The organism is Marinobacterium sp. MBR-109, assembly GCF_040547565.1.
In the GTDB taxonomy this organism is placed as follows: Bacteria; Pseudomonadota; Gammaproteobacteria; order Pseudomonadales; family Balneatricaceae; genus Marinobacterium.
This window is the reverse complement of sequence record NZ_JBEPPZ010000012.1, coordinates 97,221-115,977: the sequence shown is the minus strand read 5'-3', so window position 1 is coordinate 115,977 and position 18,757 is coordinate 97,221. Positions and strand designations below refer to the sequence as shown.

The window sequence follows — 18,757 nt, the reverse complement described above, 5'->3', positions numbered from 1 at the left end:
CTGAAATCGGATATCGAAATCGGCCCGGTATACCACCGGCTGCCTGAGCGGATCAGAGCCCATGCCATGATCTGCTTTATCGCTTTGGTTCTGCACCGCGTGATGCGGATGCGCTTAAAGGCAGCAGGCTCCGAACACTCGCCCATGCGGGCACTGGAGCAGTTACGGCGTATCCAATATCACCAGGCCACCCTCGGTGGCAGCACCGTGACAGGCGTGTCCAGCATGAGCCGGGAGCAGCTGGATATCTTCAAGGCTCTTAGCATCGAAAAACCCAGCGTTGGCCTCGATAACCTGATCGTGTAGTGGAGCATTTTGCAGTGCTGTCTATACGAATCAATAGCTTATAACGCTAACTGTTGAACTCGGGTGGCCTGCTTGAGAAGGAAAGCGATCTGTTCTTTCGTACAGCGCGATTTCTTCATGGCATGCACTCCTGATCTTAGGGATCATCATGCCGAATTTTCCAGTTTTAAATTGTTATGAATTTTTTGGGGGTAGGATCAGTTTCCAACCGCTCCCGTAGGTGGATCGCGATGGTATCAAAGCTGTCGAGGATGTTGGTAGCGCTCATGAGGCCATCCTTACCTGAGTGGATCCAGCTTCTATATCGGGCTCATTCTTAACCTGCATCGTGGGAATGAAACAAGAAATCGAGCATTGTCCCGACTCATCAACTTCTCTTTAGCATGGATAACCTTCACCACAATACACCGAACTATCCACACAGACTGGAAAAGTTAGATTGGTATAAACGCAAATACCGTATTTCACCACCACTGGCGATTACAGCTAGCTTCTGTGTTTCACACGCCCGCTTTAATTTGTGCGTTAGTACATAAACTATATTTAGGTCTATTGAAAGCTTTCAAGTCATTCAATATCTTCAAAGTCTTCCTTTTTTTCTATATTTACATAATCTAGCCGAGTTGTTAAATACGAGATGAGGCTAAGGATATTCAAGCAATCTAAGCGCGAAAAAGTACCAGGAACAAGGATATCAAAGGGCTGATGATTCATCGGATTCCTGAATCCAGCCATAAGTCCTCGCGTCATATGACCTTGGCCTTCTTGTATATTCCATCCACTATCTGTACTTATATCTGCAATCTGAATACAGGGAGTGGAGGGATTTTGTCTACTACCTGCTGAAAAAACCTGTGCTAAAGCAGTACCATCTTCCAGTTTACCACTAAGTTCACGAAGAACCTGTGCGTAAATTTTTGTTCCTTGGTCTGCTGCTTCTGCAAATTGTTCGTTCTCATAATATACCTTAATTCTTTCTCTAATTTTATCATGCAGGTGCCGCCAATGAAGCTCTGGGTACTCTGGTATAATATCATGAAGAGCCAAAACAACAGGATTGAATGACTCATCCACCCCTTCGTCTTTACTTAAGGTGCTAATGATTTTTTCTGCAGCACCTTTGATGTCAGAAGGAAGAGTAGACATCCACTTTTCTTTATCTATTCCAGTTCTGTCTTCAAAGTCTTTATCTTTTTTATCCTTTCTTTTTTTACTCCAATCTGATTTTACCTTGGCAATCAAATCCTGAAGCCATTCTCTAAACACAAGCATTTCTTCATGTTCCCAGTTCAGAGATTGCCTGTTAGTAGAAATAACATCTTCGTCCAAAAGGTCAATAAAATCAGCTTTAATCCAACCAGTGAGGTACTGAAAAACATGGCTAGACGTGCTATCTGAGAAAAACTCAGGAGCGTTAACAAGCTTTCCTCTTGAGAAAATAGTTATCCCACGGAGCCCCGAGTTTGGTTTTATTGGCTTCTCACTTGTAATAAATTGGAATTCAACATCATCAGAATGCTCGTATTCACTAATTTCCAAGTCATCCTTGTTCCAAAAGAACTGTTTATCTATCTGACCATAGCGGCGACCACTATCAACATCGATGACTTCATTTCCCACTCCTCCCGTTTTAACCAACCGTATTTTAAAATCATCCTCTGTAATAAAAATTCTCGCCAAACCATCAGCTATCGAATCGATATCAAATTTAGATTTCCTTTTCAGCCCTTTTAACTTAATAATCGTCCCGACACCCCGATCGGTAATCTCATTAGAAATTTCGACCCTAGGATTATATTGGCCTTCAGATGAATATAAAGTATCCCAGTCTAAAATAAAACGATTTCTCTTACCGTCTTTGACAGTATCGATGGTGATTTCTTTAGCAATACCAAAGAGAGCGAGTTTTCCCAGCCCTTTTTTTCCCGTAGGGAGTCTGCCATATTTAGGTGAGGGTATATCACCATCCTTTTCTCTTCGATCCCGTCCAATGGAAAGAAACTTATTCTGAATATCCTCAAAGCTCATCCCACAACCATTATCCTTAACGGTAATTGAAATCGGAGTTCCATTTTGCTCGTGGAATCCCACATCAACTTCGCTTGCGTCAGCATCGTAAGAATTTGAAATAAGCTCCGCCAATGCAGGAGGAAGTGTTGAATACATCTTGACACCCAGATGCTCAATAGTTTTTGGCTCAAATTTTAAAACCAATGTCATTTTTTACACCCCATTTCCTTCAAGTGTTTAACTAGCATGGCTGCCTGACTTTTGATAAAAACAGGCGGTAATGCATTTCCAATCATCAGGGCAATTGCATCCTTGCCTTTCGATGTTGAAAATTTATAATTTTTTGGAAATGTTTGAAGTATCGCTGCCTCTCTCAGAGTGATTGCACGATTAAGTTCAGGATGCACGAACCGTCCCTTTGACGGATTGTGGCACCCGCCTGTAATGGTTGGAGCAACATCATCCCATGACATTCGGCCATATACATCTTTGTAACTTTTCGGATTTCTTTTGTGACAATCCAACCAATACTCTTCTGGTATATCAGAGCGGGAACCACCATTTTTAGGAACTAGAGAAATTATTTCCTGCACCTTTTCACTTCGTTTTGTTACCCAATCATGAAGAATATCACCACTTTTTCCAACTTCCGGCAGGCCCTCAAGAGCGTCCCTTACCTTTTTGACGGAACTTGTTTTCTTAGGCTCATCAATAGAGCCGAGCCTTGATGCCATCATTATCATTCGACTTCTTCTTTGAGGAACTCCGTAATCGGCGGCATTCCGGACAGCCAGAGAGTGATCCTCAAAAATATATCCCATAACTTTCAGACTCGCGATAACTTTTTGAATTCTTTCATCTTTATAAAGACCTGGAACATTCTCCATCATAATAGTCTTTGGCAACATTCCCTCAACAAACCGTACGAATTCAAAAACTAGGTCATTCCTGTCGTCCTCCACAGCAACACTTTTATTTCTTGTTCGATGTGTGGAGAAGCCTTGGCATGGTGGGCACCCTGCCAACAAATCCAGCTCACCTTTTTTAATACCCAAGTCCTGCATGATATTTTCGGGTGACAGGCTCCTAATATCGCTCTCATAGAGCAGGTGATTTTTATGGTTAAGCATATAGGTCTCGACAGCAACAGGATTTAGCTCAACCCCGGCAATGACTGCAAACCCGGCTTTCTTAAGTCCTACTGTCAGACCGCCAGCACCGCAAAACAAGTCAATAGCTTTGAATTTATTCGTCATATTTTATCCGTACCCAGGAAAATACTTCCCCAGTTGCAATACCAAATAAAAGGCTCAAAAAAGGTTTATTAAAACTTAATTTCTTTTTGATTTCGACCATTATGATTAATCATGCGTCACTTCCAGACCAGGAAATTCTGCCGCATCAGTTCTTTTCTTGGGGCCTTTAAAGTATAAAATTTCCCCGTGCGCGCGGTGATTAATGCATCGAGGGAAAATAAGCATTCGGTGATTTTTTTCTTAAGAATCTGGAAAAAAACCAAGGGCTTTGAAATACCACCTTTCATAAAGCCTGTTATGGCTACGCTTTGTCCAAGACATGCGAGTGCATATGAGTTTTCCTTCAGAAGGAGGCTTAGGAATTCAAGGTCATCATTGCAAGGGATTAGATTAGTTAAATTCTGACTGGTAAAAACCACTGTTTTTGTTATAGTAAGCTTCCCCACCACTAGACGATAAACGAGAAGGATACTACCTTCAGGTACCAATTCTTGGTCTAAGCTTTTTGTCGCCTCCTCAGTGATGAACCAGCTGATCATTAGTTCGTATATAGAGTCTTCTGATATCCCTGAACTGAAAACCCAAGGAACGCTGCCCTTCCAAAAAGAGTCGTTGCTTTTGGTTGATGTACCAACACCTGTCAATTCCCCCAGCTCTCCAAGCCGAGTCTCGCGCCACTCCCCCGCATTCCGAAACTCGGAAAACCACAACTTTGACATCAATCCTTTGCCCTTATTTTCGTGTCTTTCGTGGTTCATCATTCATCCTTGAATAAATCTGTATCCGCTAGTCCGAAAGATGCGCCTCAGAGCTCTGAAGGTGAGACATCGCTTCTCCATCTCCCTTCCATTGAAAATGAGCTGCTCATGAGTAGAGTTTTGTGTGCACCTCGGTACACTCGAAATCCATTAAGGCTTAATCCTGTCCTAATGCTGCCTATTTTTCCAGAGCTTCATGACCATTTTTGCGCAGAAAAACCCGGTACTATCGCCGGTCGTTCGAGTTTCACTCATGGCGGGCTGTTATTTCACGCAGGCAGGATGCCATTGCTGCGGTGCTCCCAGCATCTGCCGATAGCTGAGAGGCTGGCGATTACCATCGGTCACGCCGTAATCCTGCGCCAATTCGGCACTGATCAAGGTCTTGCCGGAATACGCCTCAAGCTGGGGGTCCTGCAGCAGCGCCAGAATCACCCTCCCGTTGAATTCGGGGCTTTCACCGATCTCCATGATGTCGCCGTAGGAATCCGGCCTGGCGACGGCAGCGACCGCCGAGCGTTCGGTCTTTTGCGGTCCCAGCCACAGGGAAACACAGCTGACGCCAGTCCCTTCAAAGTCCACCGCCATATCGGCCGCCATCTTGTCGCCACCGGCCTTTTGCGCACCATACGCAGGACCGTGCATGTAACAGGCACCGCCATAGGAGGAGGTAAAGACAATCAGCGCCTGCTCACTTTTCAGCAGCAGCGGCGCGGCGTAGTAACTGGCGACATAGGAGGAGCGCAATCCCACATCGATCAGGTTGACCAGCTCTGGCGGCTTTTCCCAGAAGGGGCCTGGGTCTATCAGGTTGTCATGCAGGGCGATGGCATTGTTGACCAGCAGATCGAGCCGCCCCTGCTCACACTCCACCTGATCAAACAGCGCCTTGACCTGCTGATCATCGGCATGATCACAGGCAACCGCGATACCCTGCCCTCCGGCACGCGTAACTTCTTCTGCGGTTTCCAGCAGCGTACCGGACAGCACCTGTCCCTTGACTGACGCCCGACTCTCGGTGACAGAGCGCCCGGTAACATATACCGTCATGCCTGCCGAGCCCAGGGCTATAGCGATGCCCTTGCCGACGCCACGACTGGCTCCGGTGACCACCGCCACGCCTTTCGTTGTATCCGTCATATGCTTTTTCCCTTTAATCTCGATCTTCGAACGGGCGACCGCTGAAACCAAAAGGGCCGGTGAGAGTTCCACCAGCCCTTGTCTTACTCAGTCTCACCCGGTTAGTGCCAGGCTCACAGGCTCAGGCCCCCTCAAAGTCACGCTTGAGCGCCAGCTTGTCGACCTTGTTGGACGCATTCACCGGCAGGGCCGACACAAAGCGCACCATGCGCGGCACCTTGTAGTTGGCCATGTGGTCTCGGGACCACTGGATCAGGTTTTTTTCATCCAGCCGGCTGCCATGACGGCGTACGATAAAGGCGCAGCCCACCTCGCCCATGCGCTCGTCCGGTACGCCGATCACGGCCGCTTGAGCCACTTCGGGGTGCTCCACCAACGCCGCTTCGATCTCCGCCGGATAGCAGTTGAACCCGCCGACGATGAACATGTCCTTCAGGCGACCGGTGATACGCAGGTAGCCGTTCTCGTCCAGCGAGCCCACATCACCAGTGTGCAGCCAGTTGTCAGCATCGATCGCTTCGTCCGTTGCCTCCTTGTTCCGGTAGTAGCCCAGCATGATGTTGGGGCTGCGGATGCAGATCTCGCCATCCTCGTTGGGGCCCAGCTGCTGGCCGTCCTGGTCGAAGATCACCACTTCGGTGCCGGCTATGGCTTTGCCACTGGTTCCGGCGATCACTTCGGCGGGATCATCAGGATCACAAATGGTGGCTATGCCACTGCACTCGGTCAGGCCATAGGCGGTGGTCACTACCTTGAAGCCCAACTCGTTGCGCATCCGCTCGATCAGGATGGGCGGGATGGATGAGGAACCGGTGGATGCCGCACGCAGGCTGCTCAGGTCTTTCTGCGCCAGCTGCGGGTGGGCCAGCAGCGACAGGTAGAGCGTCGGCGGCCCCGGCAGAACCGATACCTTGTCGCGCTCGATCCGCTCCAGCACCTCATCGGCATCGAACACCGGGTGCGGCAGAATGGTGACACCGCACATCAGACTGCACAGCCATCCCGCCTTGTAGCCGAAGGTGTGGAAAAACGGATTCACGATCAGGAAACGGTCACCCGGAACCAAACCCAAAATCCTGGCAAACTCGGCAAAAGCACGCAGGCCCGCGCCATGGGCACTCATGACGCCCTTGGGCTTGCCCGTTGTACCGGAGGTAAACATCAGATCGGACAGGCTGTCGGCGGTGAGTTCTACGGCACGTACCCGTGCGGCGGATTCACTGACCACCTGTCCCTGCTGGATAAACTCATCCCACTCCAGACTGTTAGCCAATGGAGTGCCACTGCGCGGGCTCATGACGATGGTCATGTCGAGCAGGTCGGCATATCGCTCGCTCAATTGAGCCGGATAGTCGATACCGAGAAAATCACCTACCGAGAACAGAATACGGCTGCCGCTGCGACTGATGATGTCCTGGGCTTCAGCGGCTTTCATGCGCGTATTGATCGGTACCAATACTGCTCCGGCCATCTGCAGACCGAGGGTTGCCAGTATCCAGCGGGCGCAGTTCGGAGCCCAGACCGCTACCCGATCTCCCGGTTTGACCCCCAATCGCATTAAACCGCGCGCGACCTCCAGTACACGGCTGGAGAGATCGGCATAATCGATCTTCTCGTCGTGGTCTTCGATGGCAACCCTGCCTGCAAACTGCCTCGAGGCCTGAAAAACCAGTTCCGGCGTGGTCTGTGCCATCAGGGGTATGTTCAGTTTTGTGTGCATGCTGGTCATATCAAATACTCATGATGAATTGGCCGCTGTCTATCCGCAGCTCGATACCGTTGATCGCCCGCGCCTCGTCCGATGCCAGGAACGCCACCGCAGCGGCCACGTCTTCCGGCTGACACATGCGGTTCATCGGGTCCTTGTCGATGGTGAAGTTGTTCGGATCGATGCCTTCCGGATAGGAAGCACGGGTCATTGGCGTCAACACGCCATCGGGGTGTACCGAGTTGCAGCGCACCCGGTATTTTTCACGTCGGCAATGCGCGGCCACTACGCGTGTCATGGCTGCAACAGAACCTTTGGATGCGCTGTAGGCCAGATAATCAGGCCGCCCCGCCAGAGCCGCGATGGAGGACACATTGATGATCGAACCTCCCTGCACCTTTAATAACTCCAGCCCTTTCTGGCAGCCCAGAAACACGCTGTCCGAGTTGATGCGGTGCAGCAGTTTCCAGTCGTCATAAGAGGTGGTTTCAATGCTGCCGGGCTTGAGAATAGCGGCGTTGTTGACCAGCACATCCAGCCTGCCTTCCTGCTCACGGATGCTGCCCAATACGCTGTCCCAGTCATCGGGATCAGCCACATCCATGGTCATGAAGCGCACATGTTTGCCCAGCGCTTCGGCTTCCGCTCGGCCACGGCTTTCCTGCAGATCGGTCATGATGACGCGAACACCCGCTGCAACCAGCGCATGTGTCACGGCCAGACCCACACCGCTGGCGGCACCGGTCACCAGTGCTATCTTGTTGTCCATTGAGTTGTTCATGTATGAAATCCTTAAGCTGTTGCCAGTGACTCGGTGCCCGTTGCTGCATGTTGTTCAGCTGCGGCAGCTGCACCGGCACGACGGCCTGAAAACACGCAGTCCGCCAGTGAAAGCCCACTGATATAAAGATTGGAAGGAATGCCCACAGCCGTGCGGCCCGCCGCATACAGACCCTGAATAGGGGAGGCATTGGCATCCAGTACCTGACCGCTGTTTTCGTCCACTTTAAGCCCGCCCAGTGTCAGCGCTCCCAGCGGCAGAACCCCGGAGCTGACGGAGATATCCAGTGCATAAAACGGCCCCTGGCGCAGGGCCTGACAGGACTCGGCGGACTTGCCCAAGGGATCAGTCTGGCCGCTGCTGATCGCCTGGTTGTAGGCACTCAAAGAAGCCTCAAGCGCAGTGGTGTCCATGCCGGTTTTGCGTGCCAGCGCGGCTGGAGTTGCTCCTTTTTTGGCAGCGAGTAACATCATGACCAGTGCCGGCACCGACTGGAACCACCAGTATCTGCCAAACAGGGCCTGTCGAATCGACTGTCGACGCAGTGGCTTATCGAGGATCAGCCAGGCCTTGCCGTTTTGCTCTTCACAGATCGCATGCCCCAGGGTGGCGCCGTACACCTCTTCATTGCAGAAGCGTTCGCCTCGAGCATTCACGGCAATACCTTTGGGCCATTTCTGCGGCGGATTGATAAAGCGCCAGGCGGATACGGTATCCAGCCTGTCCGCCGCCGCACCCACCGACAGTCCAAGCCGCAGGCCACTGCCGTCACAGCCGGTCGCGCCAATCTTGAAGTTGCGCCGATATTTGGGTGCAACCTCTTTAATCAGCTCTTTATTGAAAATAAAGCCGCCCGTACTGAGGACCACCCCCTTATGCGCCCTTACCAGCGCGGGGCAGGCGTATTTGAACTCCAATGCCGCCAGCTTTTGCCTTAAGCGGTTACAGTAGCCGGGGGCCAGGTTCTGCAGTTTTTCGGCCCTTTGGGCCCAGCGCGCATGCAGACTTGCCGCCTTGGTGTCGGCGGGGATCGTCCAAACCTCGGCACCGATGACCTGATTTTCACCATTCACCACGAGCCGACGCACCGACGACTGGGTCAGACTGCGGATGCCGCGCTGACGACAGGCCGCCTGCAGATGGGAGTACAGCACCACGCCACCATGTCCCTTGCCGACAGTACGGTGTCCTCGCGGTGGCGGCGGCAATTCGCCGCGATAGGCAGGCACCAGCTCATTGCCGGAGTAGTAGAGGTAGTAGCCATCCTGGGGATAGGAGGTTTTGCCACCGGGCGGCATGGTATGGCTATAGGGTGTCCCCATCGCCTCGAGCCATTTCAGGTTGGGAACGCTCGCATCGCAGAAGCGTTTAAGATTGGCGTCACTGACGACCCCCTGAGTTTCGTGTTTGAGGTAGTCAAACATCGCCTCGGGGCTATCGGCAAAACCGGCGCGCTGCTGCTGGTCAGTACCACCTCCGGCGTAGACGACACCTCCGCTCTTGGCGCTGGCACCGCCCCCCTGGAAACGGTCCACCACAATGACATCTGCACCCTTGTCATGGGCCTCAATGGCAGCACAGGCACCGGCTGCGCCCCACCCCACGACCAACACATCACACTCTTGTGCCCAGCGTTGCTGTTCGGGTTCCAGTAAGCGCAGTGGTGCGCTGATTTGAGTTATGCTGGCTGCACTCATGCCGGTACCTTTTGCTTCGCTTTCTGCTGAACCAGATCGTTGACGGCAATATAGGCAAAGGTCATGGCCGGTCCCAGCGTTGCACCCGCTCCCGGATAGGACGTTCCCATCACCGAAGCGGAACAGTTGCCGATAGCGTAAAGCCCCCGGATTTCGCCACCGTCCTCACGCACAACACAGCCCTTCTCATTGGTCAGCAGGCCGCCCTTGGTACCGATATCCCCGGCATCCAGACGCATGGCGTAAAAGGGACCTTTCTTGATCGGTGCGAGGCAGGGGTTGGGCTTGACGTTGCTGTCGCCGTAGTAACGATCGAACACGTTGCCGCCGCGCTGGAAATCCTCATCATTGCCGGTGGCCGCGAAGCTATTGACCCGTTCGACGGTATGCTTGAGGCCTTTCGCATCCACTCCAATTTCAGCCGCCAGCGTCTCAAGGCTGTCAGCCTTCCAGTACACGTTTTTATGCCAGGACTTGGGCATACGGCTATCAGGCATAACCTGCGAAGGCATCAACGGTCCCATGGCATAGTTGAAGCGGAAATGGGCATCGAAAATGACCCAGGCCGGTACGGTCTTGCCGTTGGTCTTGATGTTGTCCTTGTACATTTCGTCAACAAACTCAAGGTAGCCCACCGCCTCGTTGACGAAGCGTTTGCCTTCGCCGTTGACCACAATGGCACCCGGGAAGGCACGCTCGGCAAACACGCCACGCGCCTTTTCTTCCTTCGGTACGCTGATGGTCGGGGCCCACCAGGCCCAATCCAGCATGGCGGTCGCGGCCCCTATCGCCTGACCGGCCTCAAGCGCAGCACCTGTGTTACGACCCGGCGGTGTGGCGCTCCACTCTACCCTGGTCGGTTTGGGCAGATACTTGTCACGCAGCGCCTGATTCTGCTCGAAACCGCCAGAGCCCAGAATCACACCCTGACGCACATTGATCAGTTGCTCCTGTCCGTTACGCTTGACGATCAGGCCAGTGACGCGACCGCTGTCATTTTGTACCAGTTCGCGGAAATCGGTGTTGAGCCAGAGCGGAACGTCCCGGTCCATCAGCGAAGCACGCAGCGAGGCGATCAGGGCGTTACCCAGTGCCGCACGACGGTCACGTTTGGTTTTGCGGCGCTGTTTGAAGTCCAGCTTGTAGCGCAGCATCAACCAGATCAGCAGCAGTCGCCAGCCACGCTCACGCGCCATCGCCTTGTGCGCATGACGGGCGGTCCAGGCGATCTTGCCCATCAACAGTGTTGTCGGTGAAGCCGGCTGCAGGTTCTCGACCTCATCACCCAGCGCACTGGTGTCGAAGAGTTCCGGGTCAAGTGTACGCCCACCCGGTGCCGCGCCAAGCAGGTGCTGATAGTAGTCCGGGTAGCGCTCGGCCACGGTGTAGTTCAGGCGGGTGTTTTCCTGCAGGTAGTGCATCATCTCGGGAGCGTTATCAAGGTAGGCCCGCTGGCGTGTCTCATCAACCTGATCACCCACCGATGCTTTCAGATAGGTCAGTGCCTTTTCGTAGCTGTCATTGCCCCCTTTGGCCTTGAAATAGTGGTTATTGGGAACCCAAATACCGCCACCTGACAGCGCTGATGTACCGCCGTACTTGTCGCTTTTTTCGACAATCAGCACACTCATTCCCTTGTCGGCGGCAAAGATCGCCGCCGTCAGTGCACCGGCACCGGACCCTACCACCACTACATCATAGGTATCGGTGACTTTAGCCTGTGAAGTCATCTGCTATCTCCATTTTATTATTTTCAATCCGGGGCAGCCGACCGACTGCGACCTGATGCCAACGCCATTGGCACTCATGCACCATCATGCGCAAGGGCCACAGGGTCAGGCATCGTCAAAGCGGACTAAGCGAAAATGGCGTACAGGCCAACATGAAAATGCGGATACCCGAAGGCATCCGCACTGAAGGAAGAAAGGAAGTAGATTTAGAGGAAAAGCTGTTTCTTGATCTGTTGCTTGAGCAGTTTGCCGGCCGGATTGCGTGGCAGTTTCTCCTGCTGCACGGAGATCATGGACGGCACCTTGTAGGCGGCCAGGTGCTCAGCGACAAAGGCCTGCAGTTCAGCTTCTTCCAGCTCTTCGCCCGGCTGAATCGCGACAACGGCGACAACAGCTTCACCGGTTTCTTCATCGGGGACACCCAGCACAGCGGCCTCTCGTACCAGCGGGTGACGCATCAGACAGGACTCGACCTCTGCAGCGGCTACATTTTCACCGGCGCGGTTGATCACATCCTTGAGACGGTCAACGATGTAGATGAATCCGTCATCATCCAGATGCCCCAAATCACCGGTATGCAGCCAGCCACCTCTCAGGGCTTCTCGCGTGGCTGACTCGTTGCCGAGATAGCCATCCATCAGGGTAATGGAGCGCAAACAGATCTCGCCATCCTGATCCAGCGGCAGCTCAGTGCCATCCGGCGCCATCACTTTCACTTCCATAAGAGGCGAGACAAGACCTGATGCCGTTGGCTGCAGCCGGAACAGATCGCCGGATATCGCAGAGCCGACGCCATTGGTCTCTGTCATGCCGTAACCGATACCCACCAGCTGATCCGGCAGCGCATCCAGCACCTCATCAATCAGCCCCTGTGGCAAACCTGCACCACCGAACCCAAGGCCCGCCAAGCCCCCCTTGACACTCTCGGTGTGGAATTCAGGCTCACGCAACAGCTGCATTACCATGGAAGGCGCACCATTGAACTGGGTAACCTGCTCTGCACGCATCAGCTCGATGGCCGCCCCTGCCTCCCACTTGTGCATGAACGCCAAGCGGCGTCCAGTTCGCACCGCCGTCAATAGCTGCGCATGCAGGCCACTGACATGAAACAGGGGGACCGCTGTCAGAATCACGGGGGCACGCGCCATTTTCTGAATGCGTGCCAGTGCCTCCGGCGAGGTCATCGCCGACATCGCACTGATGTAATCAATATTGAACAGCGCCTGACAGACCGCCCGCTGACTGGATACCACGGCCTTGGCATGGCTGGTGGCACCGGAGGTGAAAAGAATCAGCGCAGGATCTTCAGGCTCAGGGCTAACCTCAGGCAACTCGCCAACAGGCCGTGCAATCACCTCATCGTACCCCAGCGTCTGTGCACCGGCCTGATCAAGGGCGGGGCCAACCAGTACGACCGGCATGGATGCCGTAAGATAAGCGGGATCAATGCGCTGCAGCCGGTCCGTGTCGCAGACCAGAACATCCGCCTGCAGATCGTCCAGCGCCGCACGTAGCTCCTCACCCAGACCGAAGCTGTTCAGGGGCGCAGGCACCGCACCGAGGCGCGCCGCCGCGATGAATGCCACCACCCACTCGGGACGATTGCGCATCGCAATCGCTACGCGGTCTCCCGCCTTGATCCCCTTGCAGTACATCCAGGAAGCAAATGCATCCACATGAGCGTAAAAGCGCTGATAGCTCCAGCGATCGCCTTGATAGACCATGAAGCAGCCATCATCTTCTCGACGCGACTGCTGTATAACGTCTACCAGACTGGCCGGGGCATTTTTATATACCCGAAAGCACCCTCTGGAGGTATCAACAGACATCAGCTCGAAAGGCGCTCCTTCCGCGGTCAGCTGTGCCCGAACGGCAGCAGCCTGCTGCGTAATGGCATTCATGGAATATTCCTCTTATTGTTGTGAAGGCATTCAATCATTGTGCACGGTAGCGGTCCAGCCCTGCGCTGTCGCGATGGCGATCCAGCCGGTCTGTACGGCACAGATAACTCAAATGTGCCAGCGTCTCGCCCAGCGCAAGCATGAGTTCGATCGACTTGAGTTCACGCGGGAACAGCCAGCTCATTGCCTCCCATGCGGTGAACTGCTCTCCCTTGCGGGCAGGCCCCATCAACACCTCCAGCTGTCGCTGATGATGGGCGTGCAACTGATCCACTCGCGTATGTAACCCCTTGAATACAAGCCCATGGGCTGGCAGTACCAGTGCGTCTGCCGACAGAGTTCGCAGGCGATCGAGTGATTTAAGCCAAAGGCTCAGCGGGTCCGCTTCTGGCTCAACATCACTGACCAGCACATTCGAGCTGATACCGGGCAGAACCTGGTCGCCGGCCAGCAGGATTCGATCACTTTCACAGTACAGACAGGCATGTTCGGGGGAGTGTCCCTCGCCGATCACGACCTGCCATTGGCGTCCTCCAACAGTGAGGCTGTCACCATCGCGCAGACGAATGAAGCTGGGCGGAAACTCAGGCATGAACGGATCGCGCCGATGTGAGTTCAGCATTTTCTGGAAGCGATCTTCTGGCATGCCGGTGTGCTGGAAGAATGCTCGCTGAGCATCTTCCTTGATGGTGGTATTAGCGCTGGCCAGCGCACGCATGGTGAAGTATTCACCGTGAGTCATATACAGGGGCGCGTTAAACTCTTTCATCAACCAGCTGGCCAGACCTGCATGATCATAATGAAAGTGGGTACAAATAATCCCCTTGAGGGGTTGCTGCGGGAAATACCGCTGTGCCAGCGTGCGCCAGCAATGACGTGACTCATCCGTATTCAATCCGGTATCAACCAGATACCAGCCATCATCATCCGCCAGCAGATACACGTTGATGTGATCCAGTGCCATCGGCATGGGAATGCGTGTCCAGAAAACGCCTGCAGCCACTTCAATCGCCTCACCGGGGATTGCAGGATCGAGGTATGGATACTCCAATGCATCCCGCTCTGCCGCCTTGCGCTGGCGGGTCTGAGCATCGGTTTCACGTTCTGGCATAGCCCTCTCCTTGTATCCGACGCAGAGTCGGCCTGATGGTGGTATGTTCGCAAGGTTGTCATCTGACGCGATTAACACCCCCCTCACTACGTCCAAAAGGACGATGTTCGGACTGGTCACTCAGGTAACTTGTCACCAACAACAATAAATCCATTGGAGCCCTGAGATGTCGATCATGCCGCCCAAAGTGACCTCCCGGAGTCACTTCACTCTGGTCCTGCTGGCCCTGGTCTATGTGTTCTCATTTATCGACCGCAACGTTATTGCGATCGTTATAGAGCCAATCAAACAGGAGTTTGGCGCGTCCGATACCATGATGGGCCTGTTGACCGGGCTCGCCTTTGCCGTACTGTACGGGGTTTTGGGCATCCCCCTGGGCCGTATGGTCGACCGGGGTGCCGATCGCCGCAAAATGATATCCATCTGCTGCGGTCTGTGAAGCATGGCAACCATGGCCTGTGGCCTGGCCACAAGCTTCTGGCAGTTGCTAATGGCGCGCATGACTGTAGCCATCGGTGAGGCCGGCGGCATGGCCCCTTCCGTCTCCATGGTGGCAGACCTTTACCCCAAGGCGCGCCGCTCAATGGCGATGAGCATTTTCATGCTGGGACCACAGCTTGGCATTCTGATTGCCATGGTTGTCGGCGGCTATATTGCACAGACCTACGGTTGGCGTACCACTTTCATCGCCTTCGGCATCCCCGGGGTACTGATCGCGGCAACGCTGTGGTTCTTCACGCGTGATCCGGGCCGGGGCGTGTTTGACAGCGAAGAGGAGCGTCGACAGGCCGCTCTGGCCCGTGATATCAAGATTGCGCCACAAATCAAAAGCATCTTTGCAGTGCGTGCGTTTGTCCTGCTCTGCATGGGCGTGGCCCTCACAGGTGTCGTCGGTTACGGCTTCGGCATCTGGGCACCCACTTTCTTGCTGCGCACCTACGAAATGTCACTGGCTCAGGCCGGCCTACTGTTCGGCCTGTCCAGCGGACTGTTTGCGGTATTGGGTACATTGTTCTGCGGCTGGCTTTGCGATCGACTGATCGTACGTGACACCCGCTGGCAGATTGCGCTACCGATGCTGGGCATTCTGATCAGTCTGCCCATGGGCATCGCCTTTTTGCTGTGGCCCAAAACCTCCACTTTTGATGTGGCAGGCTATGATATTCCCTTCGCCATGCTGTTCTGTGCCGGTTTTGCTTTCTTTCAAAGCTGGTGGCCCACGCTGACCTTTGCCGCCGTGAGCCATCTGTTGACCAGCTCTCAGCGCGCCATGGGGGCAGCGTTCGTCAACCTGTTCATGACGCTTGTAGGCGCCGGCCTCGGCCCCTTCCTGTCAGGCACGCTGAGTGACTTTTATACCCGCAACATGGGGCCAGACGGCCTGCGCTGGGCGCTCGCAACCGTACTTTGCCTGCTGCTGGTCACTGCGCTGCTCTATGCCCTGGCAATCAAACCCTACCAGCGCCGTCTCGTAGAACTTGATGCACAGATCGCCTGACCTTCTTTAAAGCCTCTGCCTGAGCGGGTCACTCTTTTGACGCAGATCAGGCACAGCAACTCATATCGTCCAAACAGGGTATGTCCCGCACTCGACCGATATTCAGAATCGGTCGAGTGATAACAACAAGATCAAGGAGTTTCCCCATGGCAACATCCCAGGACTACCGGCTCGGTGATTTTACCTTTCCCCGCGGCTGGTTCATGATCGCCACCGCCGATCAGATCAACACCCACAAGCCGCTGGCCGTTCGTTTTTTCGGCCGCGATTTTGCACTCTATCGTGGCCGCGCTACCGGCAAGGTCGTGCTGCTTGATGCCTACTGCCCGCACATGAAGACGCACCTGGCCGCGCCCAACGATACTTCTTATGTCATCATTGATGGCGGCGGCACCAATATTGAAGGCGACAGCATTCGCTGCCCTTATCACGCCTGGCGCTTTGGCCCTGATGGCGAGTGCGATGACATTCCTTACCATGAAGGCCCGATTCCAAAGGCGGCCTGCGTCAAATCCTGGACCGTCAAGGAAAGCCTGGGCGCCATTTGGGTTTGGCATGATCCTGAAGGCGGCGAGCCCGAATGGGAGCATCCTTCATTGCCCGAGTGGGACGATCCGTCCTGGGTGCAGTGGAAATTTGACGACCTGGGCATTCTTGAGCAACACCCGCAGGAAGTGGTCGATAACATCTGCGACTACGGCCACCTGAGCCCGATTCATGGTTCTACCGTGCAGCGCTATGAGAACGAATTCAAGGGCCACTATGCGATCCAGCGCCAGTGCGGCCCGCACCGCACTCTGGTAGGCGAAGACGGGCATAGTCCGATCCTGCACACCATCACCACCTACAACGGCCCGGGCGTGCTGATCTCTTACCTGACCGGGTATTATGAATCAATCCTGATGATCAACCACACACCGGTTGAGGATGGCAGCGTCCACGTCTGGCACTCTCTGCTGGTGAAGTCACCCAACGGCAATGACAAGGTTACCGTGGAAGATGAGATTGCGGCACGCCAGTTCCAGGAAGCCAGCCGCCTGGCGTTCGCTCAGGACTTTGAGGTGTGGACCAACAAGGCGCCCTGCCTGAACGGCATGTTCATTCCCAGTGACGGCCCGTTCATGAAAGCTCGCATCTGGTACAAACAGTTCTTCAATCCGCGGGACCGCAAGGCCGAATTCCTGGACAAGGTTGAAGGCGTGTACGTTCCCAACGGCATCCCTCCGTATACCGACAGATAATCACTTAACGTCTGTTAGCGACAAAAAACGGCCTGAAGAGCGATTTTCAGGCCGTTTTCATTGAAGATTTAAAACACAAAACCAACCCGCCTAGTCTTTTCAGACGATTTTTTAGACAGCCAACTCCTCAACAATCAGCGGACAACAACAATAAAACCCACTGCAAACCCGCCACAGGAACAGGTCCTGTCATCGGGTTCACATCTGGAGGCAAGATGAGAAAGCAGCATTTGTGGAAGCCGCTCGCGGCTTCAATAGCACTGGCCCTGTCCGCATCCGCTTACGCCAAGGTTTCACCCGAGGAAGCCGCCAAGCTGGGTAACGAGCTTACCTGCATGGGCGCTGTCGCAGCCGGTAACGAAGCAGGAACCATTCCCCCGTTCTCCGGCAAATGGCTCGGCACACCGCCCGGTATCGATTACACCCCTAATGTGGGGCAGCACCCGATAGATCCTTATCCCGATGACAAACCCAAGTTCCAGATCACCGGGCAAAACTGGGAACAGTACCGAGACAACCTGACCGAAGGTCAGATCACTTTGCTGCAGCGCTTCCCGGATACCTTCCGCATTCCTGTTTACGAAGGACGTCGCGATTTCCGTTATCCCGATGAAATTTGTGAAATCGCCAAGAAAAATGCGGTAGAAGCCGAGCTGATTGACGGTGGCATGGGTTACACCGGCTATCAAGGCCCTGTTCCATTCCCGATCCCTTCCGGTGAAAACCAGGCAATGCAGGTGCTGGCAAACCATAACTATCCGTATCGTGCCTTTACGGAGCGGATGGAACAGCGAGACTTGGCCGATGTAAACTCCAACGGTTCTATCACCTGGGGTCGCACACACAACGCTGCGCTCAACGTTATCACACTGCCTGATGAGATCGGCAAACCTGTCGGTGACATCATGGCTTACAGTGATACCGGCACCATCCTGCCAACACGTGATCAGGGCAAACGAACCGTTTCAATCGAACCGATGAATTTTGCCAAGGGCCAGCGCCTGGCCTGGACCTACAACCCCGGTACACGGCGTGTACGCCAGTTGCCCGAGTATGGCTTCGATACCCCGGCTGCCGGCACTTCAGGCAAAATGGTGATTGACCAGGACCGACTCATGAACGGCTCGCCGGAACGCTTCGACTGGGAGCTGAAGGGCAAGCGTGAGATTTTCGTTCCTGCCAATACCTACAAGTTGCATGAAAAGAGTGTCGCTTATGATGACCTGCTGACACCCAACCACGCCAACCCTGATTTCATGCGCTACGAACTGCGCCGTGTGTGGGTACTCGAAGGCAGCCTCAAAAGCACCCACCGCCACAAGTATGGCAAGCGTGTGCTGTTCATTGATGAAGACACCTGGCACGGCGTGATGAGTGATTTCTATGACACCCGTGGTGAGCTGGTCAACCATGCCTTCCTGAATTACTACTACGCCTACGACATGAACGCCTGGCAGGCCGGCAGCAGCTTCTATCACGACCTCGCGACAGGTGGCTATGTGGCCTACAACCTGTTCCAGGATCTGGATAAAGGCCCGATCCTGAACGCAGGCGGCCTGACACCGGAAATGTTCACCCCGGCGGCTCTGCGTCGTAAAGCCCACTAAAACAGCGAGGAGA

At 54.2% G+C, this 18,757-nt stretch carries 12 protein-coding genes and 2 pseudogenes; 4 read left to right on the top strand and 10 right to left on the bottom strand.

Features of this window, described 5'->3' with window-relative positions; all coding sequences use genetic code 11:
- Positions 1 to 306 (top strand): annotated as a pseudogene (locus ABIE60_RS14260) (IS1634 family transposase); the annotation flags it as partial.
- A gap of 567 nt (positions 307 to 873) precedes the next feature.
- Here the strand turns inward: ABIE60_RS14260 and ABIE60_RS14255 are convergent.
- The 10 genes from ABIE60_RS14255 to ABIE60_RS14210 form a co-directional block, all read right to left on the bottom strand.
- Entirely contained in the window at positions 874 to 2,526 is a 1,653-nt protein-coding gene (locus ABIE60_RS14255) for a TIGR02391 family protein (protein WP_354470186.1), read from the bottom strand.
- The gene (locus ABIE60_RS14250; protein WP_354470185.1) at positions 2,523 to 3,572 is read right to left on the bottom strand and encodes a DNA cytosine methyltransferase; all 1,050 of its coding nucleotides are present in this window, start codon (positions 3,570 to 3,572) and stop codon (positions 2,523 to 2,525) included. The genes ABIE60_RS14255 and ABIE60_RS14250 overlap by 4 nt, the downstream gene beginning before the upstream one ends.
- Positions 3,573 to 3,688: 116 nt before the next feature.
- Complete coding sequence (locus ABIE60_RS14245; protein ID WP_354470184.1) at positions 3,689 to 4,330, bottom strand: restriction endonuclease subunit S; 642 nt, start codon at positions 4,328 to 4,330, stop codon at positions 3,689 to 3,691.
- A gap of 264 nt (positions 4,331 to 4,594) precedes the next feature.
- Entirely contained in the window at positions 4,595 to 5,470 is an 876-nt protein-coding gene (locus ABIE60_RS14240; protein WP_354470183.1) for an SDR family NAD(P)-dependent oxidoreductase, read from the bottom strand.
- Between the two features lie 121 nt (positions 5,471 to 5,591).
- A complete protein-coding gene (locus tag ABIE60_RS14235; RefSeq protein WP_354470182.1) occupies positions 5,592 to 7,199 on the bottom strand; it encodes a FadD3 family acyl-CoA ligase in 1,608 nt (535 codons plus the stop codon).
- 1 nt (position 7,200) lies between these two features.
- A complete protein-coding gene (locus tag ABIE60_RS14230) occupies positions 7,201 to 7,959 on the bottom strand; it encodes an SDR family oxidoreductase (protein WP_354470181.1) in 759 nt (252 codons plus the stop codon).
- An 11-nt stretch (positions 7,960 to 7,970) separates the two neighbouring features.
- Positions 7,971 to 9,656 carry an FAD-binding protein gene (locus tag ABIE60_RS14225; RefSeq protein ID WP_354470180.1) on the bottom strand — a complete coding sequence of 562 codons (1,686 nt, stop codon included), beginning with the start codon at positions 9,654 to 9,656 and terminating at the stop codon, positions 7,971 to 7,973.
- The gene (locus ABIE60_RS14220) at positions 9,653 to 11,386 is read right to left on the bottom strand and encodes an FAD-dependent oxidoreductase (protein WP_354470179.1); all 1,734 of its coding nucleotides are present in this window, start codon (positions 11,384 to 11,386) and stop codon (positions 9,653 to 9,655) included. Before ABIE60_RS14220 ends, ABIE60_RS14225 begins: the two co-directional genes overlap by 4 nt.
- 206 nt (positions 11,387 to 11,592) lie before the next feature.
- Positions 11,593 to 13,287 carry a class I adenylate-forming enzyme family protein gene (locus tag ABIE60_RS14215; RefSeq protein WP_354470178.1) on the bottom strand — a complete coding sequence of 565 codons (1,695 nt, stop codon included), beginning with the start codon at positions 13,285 to 13,287 and terminating at the stop codon, positions 11,593 to 11,595.
- A gap of 34 nt (positions 13,288 to 13,321) precedes the next feature.
- Positions 13,322 to 14,398 carry an MBL fold metallo-hydrolase gene (locus ABIE60_RS14210; RefSeq protein ID WP_354470177.1) on the bottom strand — a complete coding sequence of 359 codons (1,077 nt, stop codon included), beginning with the start codon at positions 14,396 to 14,398 and terminating at the stop codon, positions 13,322 to 13,324.
- Between the two features lie 166 nt (positions 14,399 to 14,564).
- Here ABIE60_RS14210 and ABIE60_RS14205 point away from each other — a divergent pair.
- The 3 genes and pseudogenes from ABIE60_RS14205 to ABIE60_RS14195 all read left to right on the top strand — a co-directional run bounded on the left by ABIE60_RS14205 (position 14,565) and on the right by ABIE60_RS14195 (position 18,744).
- A pseudogene (locus tag ABIE60_RS14205) lies at positions 14,565 to 15,896 on the top strand (spinster family MFS transporter).
- Positions 15,897 to 16,042: 146 nt separating this feature from the next.
- Positions 16,043 to 17,137 (top strand): aromatic ring-hydroxylating dioxygenase subunit alpha, encoded by a 1,095-nt coding sequence (locus ABIE60_RS14200; protein WP_354470176.1) that lies wholly within the window; start codon positions 16,043 to 16,045, stop codon positions 17,135 to 17,137.
- Positions 17,138 to 17,352: 215 nt separating this feature from the next.
- Positions 17,353 to 18,744, top strand: coding sequence for a DUF1329 domain-containing protein (locus ABIE60_RS14195; RefSeq protein ID WP_354470175.1), 1,392 nt, complete (start codon positions 17,353 to 17,355; stop codon positions 18,742 to 18,744).
- Positions 18,745 to 18,757 lie beyond the last annotated feature (13 nt).